The organism is Arsenicicoccus cauae, assembly GCF_009707125.1.
Taxonomy (GTDB): Bacteria; Actinomycetota; Actinomycetes; order Actinomycetales; family Dermatophilaceae; genus Arsenicicoccus; species Arsenicicoccus cauae.
The window spans coordinates 39,980-53,828 of the sequence record NZ_WLVL01000037.1 but is presented as its reverse complement, the minus strand read 5'-3'; the positions used below and the strand labels follow the sequence as shown (position 1 = coordinate 53,828).

At 72.5% G+C, this 13,849-nt stretch carries 13 protein-coding genes; 10 read left to right on the top strand and 3 right to left on the bottom strand.

Translation table 11 applies throughout. From position 1 onward, the window contains the following. Nucleotides 1-11 precede the first annotated feature (11 nt). Both GGG17_RS08945 and GGG17_RS08940 read right to left on the bottom strand, forming a co-directional pair. On the bottom strand, nt 12-710 hold the full coding sequence (locus tag GGG17_RS08945) for a DedA family protein (protein ID WP_230082847.1): 699 nt from the start codon (nt 708-710) through the stop codon (nt 12-14). Between the two features lie 28 nt (nt 711-738). Further along, nucleotides 739-1,839 (bottom strand): LOG family protein, encoded by a 1,101-nt coding sequence (locus GGG17_RS08940; RefSeq protein WP_154593385.1) that lies wholly within the window; start codon nt 1,837-1,839, stop codon nt 739-741. 131 nt (nt 1,840-1,970) lie between these two features. Between GGG17_RS08940 and GGG17_RS08935 the strand changes: the two genes are divergently transcribed. The 6 genes from GGG17_RS08935 to GGG17_RS08915 all read left to right on the top strand — a co-directional run bounded on the left by GGG17_RS08935 (nt 1,971) and on the right by GGG17_RS08915 (nt 8,676). Continuing rightward, a complete protein-coding gene (locus tag GGG17_RS08935) occupies nt 1,971-2,444 on the top strand; it encodes a hypothetical protein (protein ID WP_154593384.1) in 474 nt (157 codons plus the stop codon). 163 nt (nt 2,445-2,607) lie between these two features. Next, nucleotides 2,608-4,512 (top strand): propionyl-CoA synthetase, encoded by a 1,905-nt coding sequence (locus GGG17_RS08930; RefSeq protein ID WP_154593383.1) that lies wholly within the window; start codon nt 2,608-2,610, stop codon nt 4,510-4,512. 99 nt (nt 4,513-4,611) lie between these two features. Then, nucleotides 4,612-5,778 (top strand): polyamine ABC transporter substrate-binding protein, encoded by a 1,167-nt coding sequence (locus GGG17_RS08925; protein WP_154593382.1) that lies wholly within the window; start codon nt 4,612-4,614, stop codon nt 5,776-5,778. Beyond that, a complete protein-coding gene (locus GGG17_RS16010) occupies nt 5,775-6,992 on the top strand; it encodes an ABC transporter ATP-binding protein (protein ID WP_311966545.1) in 1,218 nt (405 codons plus the stop codon). The genes GGG17_RS08925 and GGG17_RS16010 overlap by 4 nt, the downstream gene beginning before the upstream one ends. Further along, nucleotides 6,989-7,834: an ABC transporter permease gene (locus GGG17_RS16005; RefSeq protein ID WP_288799568.1), complete on the top strand. Its 846-nt coding sequence runs from the start codon at nt 6,989-6,991 to the stop codon at nt 7,832-7,834. The genes GGG17_RS16010 and GGG17_RS16005 overlap by 4 nt, the downstream gene beginning before the upstream one ends. Beyond that, nucleotides 7,831-8,676, top strand: coding sequence for an ABC transporter permease (locus tag GGG17_RS08915; protein ID WP_311966544.1), 846 nt, complete (start codon nt 7,831-7,833; stop codon nt 8,674-8,676). Before GGG17_RS16005 ends, GGG17_RS08915 begins: the two co-directional genes overlap by 4 nt. A 120-nt stretch (nt 8,677-8,796) precedes the next feature. On the opposite strand, the gene GGG17_RS08910 is transcribed toward GGG17_RS08915, so the two are convergent. Then, nucleotides 8,797-8,985: a hypothetical protein gene (locus GGG17_RS08910; protein ID WP_154593381.1), complete on the bottom strand. Its 189-nt coding sequence runs from the start codon at nt 8,983-8,985 to the stop codon at nt 8,797-8,799. 236 nt (nt 8,986-9,221) lie between these two features. Between GGG17_RS08910 and GGG17_RS08905 the strand changes: the two genes are divergently transcribed. From GGG17_RS08905 to ispG, 4 genes are all read left to right on the top strand, one after another. Next, a complete protein-coding gene (locus tag GGG17_RS08905; RefSeq protein WP_195849180.1) occupies nt 9,222-9,959 on the top strand; it encodes a peptidoglycan-binding domain-containing protein in 738 nt (245 codons plus the stop codon). 76 nt (nt 9,960-10,035) lie between these two features. Further along, nucleotides 10,036-11,295 carry a 1-deoxy-D-xylulose-5-phosphate reductoisomerase gene (gene dxr / locus GGG17_RS08900; RefSeq protein WP_154593583.1) on the top strand — a complete coding sequence of 420 codons (1,260 nt, stop codon included), beginning with the start codon at nt 10,036-10,038 and terminating at the stop codon, nt 11,293-11,295. Beyond that, nucleotides 11,292-12,647, top strand: a complete 1,356-nt coding sequence (locus GGG17_RS08895) for a M50 family metallopeptidase (RefSeq protein WP_154593379.1) — start codon at nt 11,292-11,294, stop codon at nt 12,645-12,647. Before dxr ends, GGG17_RS08895 begins: the two co-directional genes overlap by 4 nt. An 18-nt stretch (nt 12,648-12,665) precedes the next feature. Then, entirely contained in the window at nt 12,666-13,826 is a 1,161-nt protein-coding gene (gene ispG, locus GGG17_RS08890; RefSeq protein WP_154593378.1) for a flavodoxin-dependent (E)-4-hydroxy-3-methylbut-2-enyl-diphosphate synthase, read from the top strand. The last annotated feature ends 23 nt before the right edge of the window (nt 13,827-13,849 follow it).

Genomic DNA, 13,849 nt, shown 5'->3' with positions numbered 1-13,849 from the left:
GACGAGGGGTCTCAAGGGGTGCGGCGCCCCTTGAGCTTCTGCCGCACCCAGCGCGCGATCAGGACCACGAAGAACGCGATCACGGCGTACTGGAACCACCCGGCCCACTCCTCGATGCGCGCCCACTGCGATCCCAGGGCGTAGCCCCCGAGGATGAGGGCGGCGTTCCAGCCCAGCGAGCCGAGCGTCGTGAGGAGGCAGAAGACCGCGAGCGGCATGCGCTCGACGCCGGCCGGGATGGAGACCATGGACCGGACCATGGGGACCATGCGGCCGAAGAAGGTCACGGTGCGACCGTGCCGCTCGAACCACTCGAAGCCCTGGTCGATGTCGTGCACGTCGACCAGGGGGACCTTGCGAGCGATCGCGTTGACGCGCTCACGCCCCAGGGCGGCGCCGGCCCAGTAGAGGATGAGCGCGCCGATGAGCGACCCGAGGGTGCTCCAGATGATCGCCCCGGCCAGAGTCATGCCGCCGCGGTAGGCGGTGAAGCCCGCCAGCGGCAGGATGAGCTCGCTGGGGATCGGCGGGAAGACGCTGTCGAGGATGGTGGCCACCATGGCGCCCGGCCCGCCGAGCGTCTCCATGAGGCTGACGGCCCACCCGGTGATGCCACCGCTGTCGGGGCCGGCGGCGGGCAGCTGCGTGAGGAGGGCGAGGGAGGTCAGGGCAGGTCCTTCCGAGGGAATGTCCGGGTCCAGCGCGTCCAACGCGGTTCTTACCCCGTGAAGTTCCGTCTCAGCCGCGCAGGGGTGTGGTGCTGGAGCCCTGCAGCAGGTCGGGCACGTCGGCGATGTCGTCGACCAGGTGGAGACGGTCGGCCATCTCACGATCCCGGCCCAGGGCCTGCAGCAGCGGCCACACCGGCAATGTCTCGGTCCAGTGCTCCCGCCCGACGAGGACGAGCGGGACGGTCTCGCCCCGGGCCGCGTAGTAGAGGCGCGTCGTCAGCTGGAAGACCTCCTGCACCGTGCCGGCCGCCCCGGGGAGGACGACGACGCCGGCGGTGCAACGGGCGAGCAGCAGGTCCTCGCGGAGTGCGTTGGAGAAGAACTTGGCGATGGCCTGGGCGAAGGGGTTGGGCGGCTCGTGGCCGTAGAACCAGGTCGGGATGCCGACGCTCGTCACCGGGTCGGGGCTGCCGAGCCCCTCCCGCACCTGCAGCGCGACGCGGGCCCAGGGGGTCACCTCCGGCCGGAAGGACGGCACGTCCGCCAGCCGCGGCAGCGCCTCGTCCAGCGCGGCGTCGTCGGGGCAGGCGGCCCCGAGGTTGGCGGCCTCCATGGCCCCCGGCCCTCCTCCCGTGGCGACGACCAGGCCGTATGCCGCCAGCGCCCGCCCCAGGCGCGCGGCCTCGGCATAGCGCGCGGTTCCGCGGTCGACGCCGTGGCCACCCATGACCCCCACCACGCGCCGGTCGGCGAGCAGGTCGTCGAGGGCGTCCTCCATCGAGTCGTCGTGCAGGGAGCGCAGCACCGCGACGTAGGGGTCGCCGACGAGGGTGGCGTCCTGGGACCAGGCGTAGGCCAGCGCGTCCGGGGTCTGGTCGTAGCCCCGGGCGATCCCGGCATACAGCTCCTCGGGGGTGTAGAGCCGGGAGCGGTAGACGTCGACGGGGGAGTCGTGGACCGCCGGGAAGACGACCGCGCCGGCACCGACGAGGTGCTGCGCCAGCGCGGGCGAGGTCGCGCCGCCGAGGACCACGAGCCCGTGCAGGTCCGACCGTGCGAGGAGCCGGTCGGTGCACAGGTCGAGGTCGATGCCCTGGACGCGCACGCCGTGCAGGCTGCGGCCCTCGTCGAGCAGGGCGGTGAGCGTGGCCAGGTCCTCGATCTCCATGTCGTCATCATGCGTGACCCAACCGTGACGAGGGGATGGCGACGCGAGCCAACCAACCGCGCCGCTGCGGCGTCATCATGGTGATGTCGGCGCAGCGCGCCGCAACCGCACACTCGAGAAGGATCCCCGTCATGCTCCGCCGTTCACTGATCGCGACCTCCGCCACCGCCACTCTCGCCCTCGCCCTCGGCCTGGGGACGTCCGCCCCCGCCGTGGCCGCTGCCCCCTCCGTCGCCACGGCCCGAGCGACCCAGCAGGCCACCGCGACCGCACCCGCCGCCTCGGGCGCCGTCACGGCTCGCACCCGCTCGACCCAGGTCACCCGGACGACCGTGCACCAGATCTACGTCGCCATCGCGGGCGACCGCTCCATGCGCGGCTGGAAGCGCGCCGACTGGCGCGTCCAGCGGATCAGCCTGGCCCCTGGTGCCCCCACCTGGGCGCGGGCGACCGTCCACCCGACCCGCGGCCAGACCGACGACGCCACCGTCGTCCTGCGCAAGGTGAACGGTCGCTGGCGCGTGGCCGACCTCGGCACCGCACAGGTCGGCTGCGGCATCGCCCCGGTCAAGGTCGTGCGCGGCCTGGGCCTCGACGGCTGCTGACCCGGCCGCACGGCATACGACCCGAGTGGTCGGTCCCCGTCGCCAAGGCGGCCGGGGCCGACCACTCGGTGTGTCCGACCGCTCGCCGCGCGGCAGCGACCTGTCGTCCAGGCCAAACCATGTCCCTCTGGCCATGGCCCCGCACGGCGGGTTGGATGGAGGCATGAGCAAGGGTGCTTACGCCAGGGCGTACGAGACGAGCAGGCAGGACCCCGAGGCCTTCTGGGCCGAGGCGGCCACGGACATCGACTGGATCACCAGGCCCACGCGTGTCCTCGATGACAGCCGGGCCCCGTTCTACACGTGGTTCCCCGACGGTCGGCTCAACGTCTGCTACAACGCGCTGGACCGCCACGTCGTCGACGGCCGCGCGGACCAGGCGGCCCTGCACTACGACAGCCCGGTCACGGGCTCCCGCGCGACCTACACCTATGCCGAGCTGCTCGAACTCGTGTCCCGGTTCGCCGGGGTGCTGCGCGACCTCGGCGTCACCAAGGGCGACCGCGTCGTCATCTACATGCCGATGGTGCCCGAGGCCGTCATCGCGATGCTGGCCTGCGCCCGCATCGGCGCCATCCACTCGGTGGTGTTCGGTGGGTTCGCGCCGCAGGAGCTCGCGGCCCGCATCGACGACGCCGCCCCCAAGGTCATCGTCAGCGCCAGCTGCGGGGTCGAGCCCAAGCGGGTCGTCGCCTACAAGCCCTACCTCGACGAGGCGATCCGCCGGGCGGAGCACAAGCCGGACCGGTGCGTCATCCTCCAGCGCGAGCAGCAGCCCGCAGAGCTGGGCGAGCGGGACCTGGACTGGGCCGAGGTGATGAGGCCAGGCGTCGTGCAGCCCGCCGAGTGCGTGCCCGTCGAGGCCTCGCACCCGCTCTACATCCTCTACACCTCCGGGACGACGGGCAAGCCCAAGGGGATCGTGCGAGACAGCGGCGGCTACGCCGTGGCCCTGCGCTGGTCCATGCCCAACGTCTACGGCATCGAGCCGGGCGACACGATGTTCACCGCGTCCGACGTCGGCTGGGTGGTCGGGCACTCCTACATCGTCTACGCCCCGCTGCTCGCCGGCGCCACCACGGTCGTCTACGAGGGCAAGCCGATCGGCACCCCCGACGCCGGCGCCTTCTGGCGGGTCGTGCAGGACTACGGCGTCTCCTCGCTGTTCACGGCGCCCACGGCCTTCCGCGCCATCAAGAAGGAGGACCCGGAGGCCAGGCTGCTCGCGGACTACGACATCTCGAGCCTACGCACGATCTACCTCGCGGGCGAGCGGCTCGACCCCGACACCTACCACTGGGCGACCGAGCGCACCGGCAGGCCCGTCGTGGACAACTGGTGGCAGACCGAGACCGGCTGGCCGATCGCGTCCAACCCACGCGGGATCGAGGAGCTGCCGATCAAGCCCGGCTCGCCGTCGACCGCGGTCTGCGGGTATGACGTGCGCGTCCTCGACGACCAGGGCACCGAGGTCCCCGCCGGCACCGAGGGCGCCATCGTCATCAAGCTGCCCATGCCGCCCGGGACCCTCCCGACGCTCTGGCAGGACGACGACCGTTATGTCTCGAGCTACCTGTCGGCCTACGACGGCTACTACCTCACCGGGGACGGCGGCTACATCGACGAGGACGGCTACATCTATGTCATGGGCCGCACCGACGACGTCCTCAACGTCGCCGGCCACCGCCTGTCGACCGGGTCGATCGAGGCCGCGCTCGCCGGGCACCCCGCCGTCGCGGAGTGCGCGGTGATCGGGGTCGCCGACTCGTTCAAGGGCCAGGTGCCGCGCGCCCTGGTCATGCTCAAGTCCGGCGTCGACGCCTCCACCCCGGAGGCGCAGGACAGGCTGCGCAAGGAGCTGGTCCAGCGCGTCCGTGAGGAGGTCGGCGCGGTCGCCGCCCTCCACCAGGTCGACATCGTCGACGGCCTGCCCAAGACCCGCTCGGGCAAGATCCTGCGCAAGACGATGCGCCAGATCGCCGACGGCCAGGAGGCCCAGGTGCCGTCGACGATCGAGGACCGCAGCGTCCTGGACAGCCTGACCTCGGTGCTCCGGCCACAGGGCTGACACCAGGGTTGACACCAGGGGCGGGCCCCGGCATACCGCTGGTAGCGTTGCCCAGGTTTGTCTCCGCCCGCCTGGGCCGCTCCCGGAGGTCCATGCCTCATGCCCGACCGCACGCTGTCGCGCCGCAGCCTGCTCGGCTCGGCCACCGCCGCCGCGTTCCTCTCGGCCTGCGCCCCGCCCGAGCCGCCCGCGGCCGCCCGCACCGCCCGGCCGCTGCCGGCGGACCGGTCCGCGACTGACCGACGCGTCGCCTTCGCGAGCTGGACGCAGTACCTCGACCAGGATGAGCGGACCAAGCGCTTCCCGACCCTCGACGCCTTCGTCAGGGCCACGGGGATCCAGGCGAGCTACAGCGAGGAGATCGACGACAACGACCTCTACGTCAACAAGATTGCCCCACAGCTGCGCGCCGGCCAGGACATCGGCCGTGACCTGGTCGTCCTGTCGGACTGGATGGTCAACCGGGTCATCGACCAGGAGCTCGTGCAGCCGCTCGAGCTGATCCGCATGCCCCACGCCGGCAACGTACTGCCCGAGCTGATGGACGCGCCCTTCGACCCGGGACGCCTGCACTCGCTCCCCTGGCAGTCCGGTCTCACCGGCATCGGCTACGACGCGAGCAGGGTCACGGAGATCCGGTCCGTCGAGGACCTGTGGCGCGCCGACCTCAAGGGCCGGGTGGTCGGGCTCAGCGAGTGGCGCGACACGCTCGGGGTGATCCTGCGCAGCCAGGGCGTCGACCCGGCGCGACCCTTCACCCGGGACCAGCTGGCCGACGCCGTCGAGGTCGTCGACCGGCACCTGCGGGACGGGCACATCCGCAGGATCCGCGGCAACTCCTACGTCCAGGACCTGCAGAGCGGCAACGCCCTCGCCGGCCTGGTCTGGAGCGGCGACATCGCGACCCTGCGCGCCGAGACCGGCAACGATCGGTGGACCTTCGTGGTGCCGGAGTCCGGCGGGATGCTCTGGAGCGACAACGCGGTCGTGCCGATCACCTCGCCGCGGCGCCGCAACGCCCAGCGCCTGCTCGACTGGTACTACCAGCCCGAGATCGCGGCCCGGGTCGCCGCGTGGGTGGGCTACATCTGCCCGGTCGCCGGGGCGCAGAAGGCGATGGAGAAGGTCGACCCCGAGCTGGTGGAGGACCCGCTGATCTTTCCGACGGCGGACTTCCTCGCGCGTCGCACGAGCGTCTTCCGGGCGTTGGACGCGCGCGAGGAGCAGGAGTACGCCGCGATGTGGACGACGGTGGTGGGGCAGTGAGCGCCGGTGACCTGAGGCTCGAAGGCCTCACCAAGAGCTTCGGGCGGGACGTCGTGGTCGACGGCCTGTCCCTGCACGTGCCCCGGGGCAGCTTCTTTGCCCTGGTGGGGCCCTCGGGGTGCGGCAAGACCACGACCCTGCGCATGGTCGCCGGTCTGGAGCGCCCCGACGCCGGGCGGGTCCTGCTCGGGGAGCGGGACGTCACGGCGCTACGGCCGCACGAGCGACCGGTCAACACCGTCTTCCAGACCTACGCATTGTTCCCGCACCTCAGCGTGGGGGACAACGTGGCCTTCGGGCCGCGCCGGCGCGGGGTCTCCCGCGCCGAGTCCGCCGAGCTGGCGCGGGAGGCGCTCGCCCTGGTCGAGCTCGACGGTATGGCGCGCCGGCGCCCCGCGAGGCTCAGCGGTGGCCAGCAGCAGCGTGTGGCGCTCGCGCGCGCCCTGGTCAACCGCCCCGAGGTGCTGCTGCTGGACGAGCCGCTCGGCGCGCTCGACCTGCGGCTGCGCCGGCAGATGCAGCTCGAGCTCAAGCGGATCCAGGCCGAGACGGGCCTGACCTTCGTGCACGTCACGCACGACCAGGAGGAGGCCATGAGCATGGCCGACACCGTCGCGGTCATGCGGGACGGGCGGATCGAGCAGCTGGGCCCACCGGCCACGCTCTACGACCTGCCGAGGACCCGCTTCGTGGCGACCTTCCTCGGCCAGTCCAACCTCGCGCCGGCATCCGTGGTCGGCGCCGAGGGCGACCTGCTCGTGCTCGAGCTCGGGGGCCAGCGGGTGCGGGCGCTGCGGTCGCGGGCCGCCGGGCAGGACGCGCGCCGCTCGCTGCTCGGGGTGCGCCCCGAGAAGGTCCGGCTCGTCGCGGACGGCGGCAAGGTCCGCCGGCGATCGGTCGCCAACGTCCTGACGGGCGCCCGGGTCCTGGACGTCGCGTTCACGGGGGTCGCCACGCAGTACGTCCTGCAGGTGCCCGGTGCCGGCACGTGGACGGTGCACGAGCAGAACGTCGACGTCGAGACCACGGCGCGCCCCGGCGACCTCGTGAGCGTCGCGTGGGACCTGCGGCACACCTTCACCCTCCCGGCCGAGGACGGCGCGGCCGGGCCCGCCGCGGGGTCCGTCGCCGCTGCCACCGCCGCTGCCACCGCCGCGGATGCCTCCCCGGACGCCTCCCCGGACGCCGCGCCCGTGCGGGTGACCGCTCCGTGAGCCGGCGGACGGCATACCTGCTGCTCCTCCCCGGCGTCCTGTGGCTGGGGGTGCTGTTCGTCGCCCCGCTGGTGCAGCTCGCCAGCGTGAGCCTGCAGTCGGGATACCCGGGCCACCCCGGCTACTACTACCGCGACGTCAACATCGGCAACTACGCCACCGCGCTGACCGGCTTCGGCGGCCAGCTCGGGCGATCCTTCCTGTATGCCGGGACCGCGACCCTGCTGTGCCTCGTGCTGGCCTTCCCGCTGGCCTGGACCATGGCCTTCCGCGCCGGTCGGTGGCGCGGGCTGCTGATGGTGCTCGTGGTGGCGCCGTTCTTCACGCCCTACATCCTCCGCACCGTCGCGTGGCGGCAGATCCTCGCGGACGACGCCCCGGTCGCCTCGACGCTGCGCGCGGCCCACCTGCTGCCCGGCGGGCACCTCACGGAGACGCCGTTCGCCGTCGTCATGGGGCTGACCTACACCTTCGTGCCGTTCATGCTGCTGCCGATCCTCGCCTCCCTGGAGCGGGTCGACCGGTCGGTCCTGTCCGCCGGCGCCGACCTCTACGCCTCGCCCTGGCAGACCTTCCGCCTGGTCACCGTCCCCCTCGCCATGCCGGGCGTCCTCGCCGGCACGCTGCTGACCTTCATCCCCGCGGCCGGGGACTACGTCAACGCGGACCTGCTCGGCTCCGACCGGGGCACCTCGATGGTCGGCAACGCCATCGACGCGCAGTTCTTTCGCGTGATCGGCGGCTACCCGGTCGCGGCGGCCCTGTCGTTCACCCTGATGCTGGCCATCCTCGTGCTCGTCCTGATCTACCTGCGCCGCTACGGCACGAGGGAGCTCCTGTGAGCGCGCGGCGGGGCCGGGCAGCCAGCACCGGGGGAGTGCGGCGCCGGCTGGGTGACCAGGTCGTGGTGCTGGTGTCCGTGCTGGTGCTGGTCTACCTGCTGCTGCCGGTCGCCTATGTCGTGGTGTTCTCGGTCAACGGCTACACCAAGTCCAACATCGCCTGGAGCGGGCGACCCACCCTCGACCACTGGCGCGACCCGTGCGGGGCCCCGGGTGTGTGCGCGGCGCTCGGGACGTCCCTGCAGGTCGGCCTCGTCTCCACGGCGATCGCCACGGTGCTCGGCACCATGATGGCGCTCGCGCTGGCGCGGGGGACCGTCCGGGGGCGCCGCGTGGTCGAGGCGCTGGTGCTGCTGCCCATGGCGACCCCCGAGGTCGTGCTCGGCGCCTCGCTGCTCACGATCTTCGTGCAGGGCTTCACCCGCGTGGGGCTCGAGCTGGGGTGGTGGACCGTGGTGCTGTCCCACGTGATGTTCTGCCTGTCCTTCGTCGTCGTGACGGTGCGGGCGCGGGTGCAGTCCCTCGACCCTCGCCTCGAGGAGGCGGCCGCGGACCTGTATGCCGGGCCCGCCGCGACCTTCTGGCAGGTCACGCTGCCGGGGGTGCTGCCCGGGGTGGTCGCGGCGGCGCTGCTGTCCTTCGCGCTCAGCATCGACGACGTCATCATCACGACCTTCGTCTCGGGGGAGGTCGCCACCTTCCCGACCTACGTCTACACGGCGTACCTGCGAGGCATCCCCGCCGAGGCCAACGTGATCGGCGTGATCATGCTGGCCGTCGCGGTCAGCTGCGCGGTCGCGGCCCGTCTGCTCGCCGGGCGCACCTCGCCCGCCGGGCGCTGAGGTGACCTGTCGTGTCCGGCGTCGCCGCCGGAGTGATCATGTCCATGGTCGCGTGGCGTCCGCCCACCTGCTGATGCGGCCGACCAGCCGCAGGCCTGAGGCGCCCGCGAGACCGCTCGCTCACGCCCGCGGGGCGGTCCCTGCAGCGGCGTGCGCGGCCGCGACCTTGCGCTGCCGCTCGCGGAGGAGGTTGTCCTTGGGGTCGTCGTCGGGGTCGAGCTGCGCCGGCCCGAAGACGCTGACCCCGATGTAGCGGACTCGCCACATGATCCGGTAGCCGAGGCTGAGCCCGGTGCGGTCCTTGGCCATGCTGGTCCTCCCCTGGATGTCGTCCGGCGGTCGCCGACCCCGTCAGCCTAGTCCCGCGGGTCGGCGGGGGGCTGCCGAGGGGTCGCTGGTTGTCGAGGGGAGGCAGATTCGCTCGGCGCGGCATGTCGCGGGCATTCGCGACCCCTCGACGCTCGGCACCCGCGGTGGCCGCCGCTCGCGTCGCAGGCCGTCCCGCGACAGCATGGAGGGTGACCACGCGGCACCAGGAGGCCCCGATGAACCACCGGACCAGCTCCATCGCTCCAGTGCGGGGACTCGCCGCAGCCATCGCCGCGGCGCTGACCCTGTCAGGCTGCTCCTCGGACATCGAGGGGACCCAGGTCGTGCGAGTCACGCAGACGGTGACGTCGACGCCGCCGGGGACGACGACCGACGCCGCCCCGGCGGCCGAGCCGTCACCGGTGACCGGGGCGGAGCCGCAGGCGCAGGGTGCGAGCTCGGCGGGTGCGCGGCCCGAGGTCAGTGGCGCCGCCCGCACCAGCGAGGCTCCCGTGGCTCGCGCGTGCTCCCCAACCCTGCGGCGCTACCCCGACCTGGACCCGGGGGCCAGGGGACCGGCGGTCGAGGCCTTCCAGTGCCTGCTGCGTCAGCAGGGCGCAAGCGTGGCGGTCGACGGGGCCTACGGACCGGCCACCCGTCAGGCCTATGACCAGGTGGCGCGGCGCCTCGGCTGGCAGGCGTGGGTGCCGCACGTGGAGACCCACGTGTGGACCCTCCTCCTCTCGCGGGGCTCCACGCCTCGGCTGCGCCGGGGGAGCACGGGCGAGGCCGTCGCCCGGGTCCAGCGCGCCCTCGTCGCCCAGGACGTGCCCGTCTCGGTCGATGGGCGGTTCGGGGCTGACACCGAGCGTGCCGTGCGCACGCTGCAGACCCAGCTGGGCATGACCGCGGACGGGATCGTCGGTCCCGGCACCTGGCGGCTCCTGCAGTCCGGCGGCGGACCCACCGACTGAGCCCACGCGGAGCAGCAGACCGGCCGACGGGTGCGAGGATGGTCGGGTGAGCCAGAGCCCGTATGCCGACAGCCCGCTGCCTCCCGCGCACACCCCTCGCGCCGGTCACCGCACGGTCGCGCTGCTGGGCTCGACCGGCTCCATCGGGACCCAGGCGGTCGACGTCGTCCTGCGCAACCCGGACCGGTTCACCGTGACCGCGCTGTCCGCCGGCGGCGGCAGGCTCGACCAGCTCGCCGAGCAGGCCGTGCTGCTGCGCCCCGAGCTGGTCGGTGTGGCCACGGGCTCCGCCGAGGCCCTGCAGCGCGCGATCAGGGTGGCGAGCGAGCGGCTGGGCGCGGCGGCATACGAGCCGCGGGTGGTCGTCGGCGAGCGGGCGAGCGAGGAGGTCGCCGCGCACGGCGCCGACGTCGTGCTCAACGGCATCACCGGCTCGATCGGGCTGCGGCCCACGCTGGCCGCACTCGAGGCCGGGAGCACGCTGGCGCTGGCCAACAAGGAGAGCCTGATCGTCGGGGGGCCGATCGTCACGCGCGCCGCGCGGCCCGGGCAGATCGTCCCGGTCGACTCCGAGCACAGCGCCGTGGCGCAGTGCCTGCGTGGGGGTCGCTCCGAGGAGGTGCGCCGGCTGGTGATCACGGCGAGCGGCGGGCCGTTCCGGGGCCGCAGCCGCGCCGAGCTGACGGACGTCACGCCCGAGCAGGCGCTGGCCCACCCCACCTGGGACATGGGCCGTGTCGTGACCACCAACTCGGCGACCCTGGTCAACAAGGGGCTAGAGGTCATCGAGGCGCACCTGCTCTTCGGGATCGGCTTCGACCGGATCGAGGTGGTCGTGCACCCGACGTCCGACGTGCACTCGATGGTGGAGTTCACCGACGGCTCCACCCTGCTGCAGGCGAGCCCACCCACGATGCTCATCCCGATCGCGCTGGGGCTCGCGTGGCCCGACCGCGTGCCCGACGCGGCACCGGCCTACGACTGGAGCCGGCCCCGCACCTTCGAGTTCTGGCCCCTGGACCGTAAGGCCTTCCGTGCCGTGCCGCTGGCCTACCGCGTCGGGGAGGCGGGGGGCACCTACCCGGCCGTCTACAACGCCGCCAACGAGGAGTGTGTCGAGGCCTTCCACGAGCGGCGGATCGGCTTCCTCGACATCGTCGACACGGTGGAACGCGTCGTCGACGAGCACCACGCCGGCGGGGATCGGGCCGCCAACGCCGGGAACACCCCCGGCGACCTGGACGTTGCCGCTGTGCTGCGTGCCGAGTCCTGGGCACGCGCCCGGGCCCGCGAGGTGCTCGGCCTCCGCCCCGCCCTGACCGAGGAGCCCGCATGACCGTGGTCCTGACGATCCTGGGCATCCTGTTCGTCGTCGTGGGCGTGGGGGTCTCGATCGCGCTGCACGAGATCGGTCACCTGGTCCCGGCCAAGCTCTTCGGGGTCAAGGCCCCGCAGTACATGATCGGCTTCGGGCCGACGTTGTGGTCGCGCCGGTTCGGGGAGACGGAGTACGGCCTCAAGGCCATCCCCCTCGGCGGCTACGTCCGGATGATCGGGATGTTCCCGCCCAAGGGCAAGGGCGAGGACGAGCACCACCTGCGCCCGTCCAGCACCGGCCGCTGGGCCGCCATGGTCGACGACGCGCGGACGCAGTCGATGGAGGAGGTCCGTCCCGGCGACGAGGACCGGGTCTTCTATAAGCTCAAGAGCTGGCAGAAGGTCATCGTCATGCTCGGCGGCCCCGTCATGAACCTCGTCATCGCCACCGTGCTCATCGGCGGCGTCCTCATGGGGCACGGGGTCTTCGTCGAGCGCGGCGCCAAGGTCGCGTCCGTCGTCGAGTGCGTGCGACCCGCCGGGGCCGACGCCACGCGCCCCTGCACCGAGCAGGACCGCCCCACGCCCGCCGCGCAGGCCGGTCTGCTGCCCGGCGACCGGATCGTCTCGATCGGGGGGATTGCCGTGGACGGCACCGCCGCCGTCGGCCGTGTCGTGCGGCCGAGCGCCGGCAAGGCCCTGCCCGTCGTCGTCGAGCGGGAGGGGCGTCAGCAGACCCTGACCATCACCCCCATCACCAACGCCCTCCCGCGGCTCGACCGCCACGGCGCGCCCGTGACCGGGTCGGACGGCACGCCGCAGACCGTGCAGACCGGCTACATCGGCATGCAGTCGGCGCCCGTCGGTCAGGTCGAGCGCCAGCCGATCGCCGCGGTGCCGGGGGCGGTCGGCAACGCCGTGGCCCAGACGGCCGGGGTGATCTTCGAGATCCCGGAGAAGATGGTGGGCATCACCAAGGCGGCCTTCGGGTCGGGGGAGCGGGACCCCAACGGCCCCATCTCGGTCGTCGGCGTCGGGCGCATCGGCGGCGAGATCGCCTCCGGGCAGGTGCAGGGCCTCGAGGGCACGACCTCGAGGTTGATCACCGAGATCATGCTGATCGCCTCGCTCAACGTCGCCCTCTTCGTCTTCAACCTCATCCCGCTGCTGCCGCTCGACGGCGGACACGTCGTCGGGGCCGTGTGGGAGGCGATGCGTCGCGGCTTCGCGCGCATCACCCGTCGCCCCGACCCCGGCTACGTCGACGTGGCCAAGGGGCTGCCCGTCGCCTATGCCATGTCGATCGTCCTGATCGTCATGGGGGGCCTGCTGATCTATGCCGACATCGTGCGGCCCGTCAAGCTCGGATGAGTGAGGGATACTGACACCATGACCGTCTCGCTAGGCATGCCTGCTGCCCCTGCGCCGGTGCTCGCACCGCGTCGCAAGACCCGCAAGATCAAGGTCGGCAAGGTCGAGGTGGGCGGTGACGCGCCCGTCTCGGTGCAGTCCATGACGACCACCCTGACCTCCGACGTCAACACGACGCTGCAGCAGATCGCCCAGCTCACCGCCGCCGGCTGCGACATCGTGCGCGTGGCCTGCCCGAGCCAGGACGACGCGGACGCCCTGCCCCAGATCGCCCAGCACAGCCAGATCCCCGTCATCGCGGACATCCACTTCCAGCCCAAGTACGTCTTCGCCGCGATCGAGGCGGGCTGCGCCGCGGTCCGCGTCAACCCCGGCAACATCCGCAAGTTCGACGACCAGGTCAAGGAGATCGCCGCGGCCGCCAAGGACCACGGCACCTCCATCCGCATCGGTGTCAACGCCGGCTCCCTCGACAAGCGCCTCCTGGAGAAGTACGGCAAGGCGACGCCGGAGGCGCTCGTCGAGTCCGCCGTCTGGGAGGCCAGCCTGTTCGAGGAGCACGGCTTCCACGACTTCAAGATCTCGGTCAAGCACAACGACCCCGTCGTGATGGTGCGGGCCTACGAGCTGCTGTCCGAGCGCGGCGACTGGCCGCTGCACCTCGGCGTCACCGAGGCGGGCCCGGCCTTCCAGGGCACCATCAAGTCCGCTACGGCGTTCGGCGCGCTGCTGTCCAAGGGCATCGGCGACACCATCCGGGTCTCGCTGTCGGCCCCGCCGGTCGAGGAGGTCAAGGTCGGGATCCAGATCCTGCAGTCCCTCAACCTGCGCCCCCGCAAGCTCGAGATCGTCTCCTGCCCCTCGTGCGGGCGTGCGCAGGTCGATGTCTACAAGCTCGCCGACGCGGTGACGGCGGGGCTCGAGGGCATGACGGTGCCGCTGCGCGTCGCCGTGATGGGCTGCGTCGTCAACGGGCCAGGCGAGGCCCGCGAGGCGGACCTGGGTGTCGCGTCCGGCAACGGCAAGGGCCAGATCTTCGTCAAGGGAGAGGTCATCAAGACCGTCCCCGAGGCCGCCATCGTCGAGACCCTCATCGAGGAGGCCATGCGGCTCGCCGACGAGATGGGCGAGTCCGTGGACGAGGAGTCCGCAGGCAGCCCCACGGTCACCGTGGGCTGAGTCCCGCGGGGCTCGTATGCCGA

Coding starts and splice junctions, on each gene's coding strand:
- GGG17_RS08925 (WP_154593382.1), top strand. CDS start 4,612: ATGCCCGACCGCACGCTGTCGCGCCGCAGCCTGCTCGGCTCGGCCACC.
- GGG17_RS08935 (WP_154593384.1), top strand. CDS start 1,971: ATGCTCCGCCGTTCACTGATCGCGACCTCCGCCACCGCCACTCTCGCC.
- GGG17_RS08930 (WP_154593383.1), top strand. CDS start 2,608: ATGAGCAAGGGTGCTTACGCCAGGGCGTACGAGACGAGCAGGCAGGAC.
- GGG17_RS08905 (WP_195849180.1), top strand. CDS start 9,222: ATGAACCACCGGACCAGCTCCATCGCTCCAGTGCGGGGACTCGCCGCA.
- ispG (WP_154593378.1), top strand. CDS start 12,666: ATGACCGTCTCGCTAGGCATGCCTGCTGCCCCTGCGCCGGTGCTCGCA.
- GGG17_RS08940 (WP_154593385.1), bottom strand. CDS start 1,839: ATGGAGATCGAGGACCTGGCCACGCTCACCGCCCTGCTCGACGAGGGC.
- GGG17_RS08910 (WP_154593381.1), bottom strand. CDS start 8,985: ATGGCCAAGGACCGCACCGGGCTCAGCCTCGGCTACCGGATCATGTGG.
- GGG17_RS08895 (WP_154593379.1), top strand. CDS start 11,292: ATGACCGTGGTCCTGACGATCCTGGGCATCCTGTTCGTCGTCGTGGGC.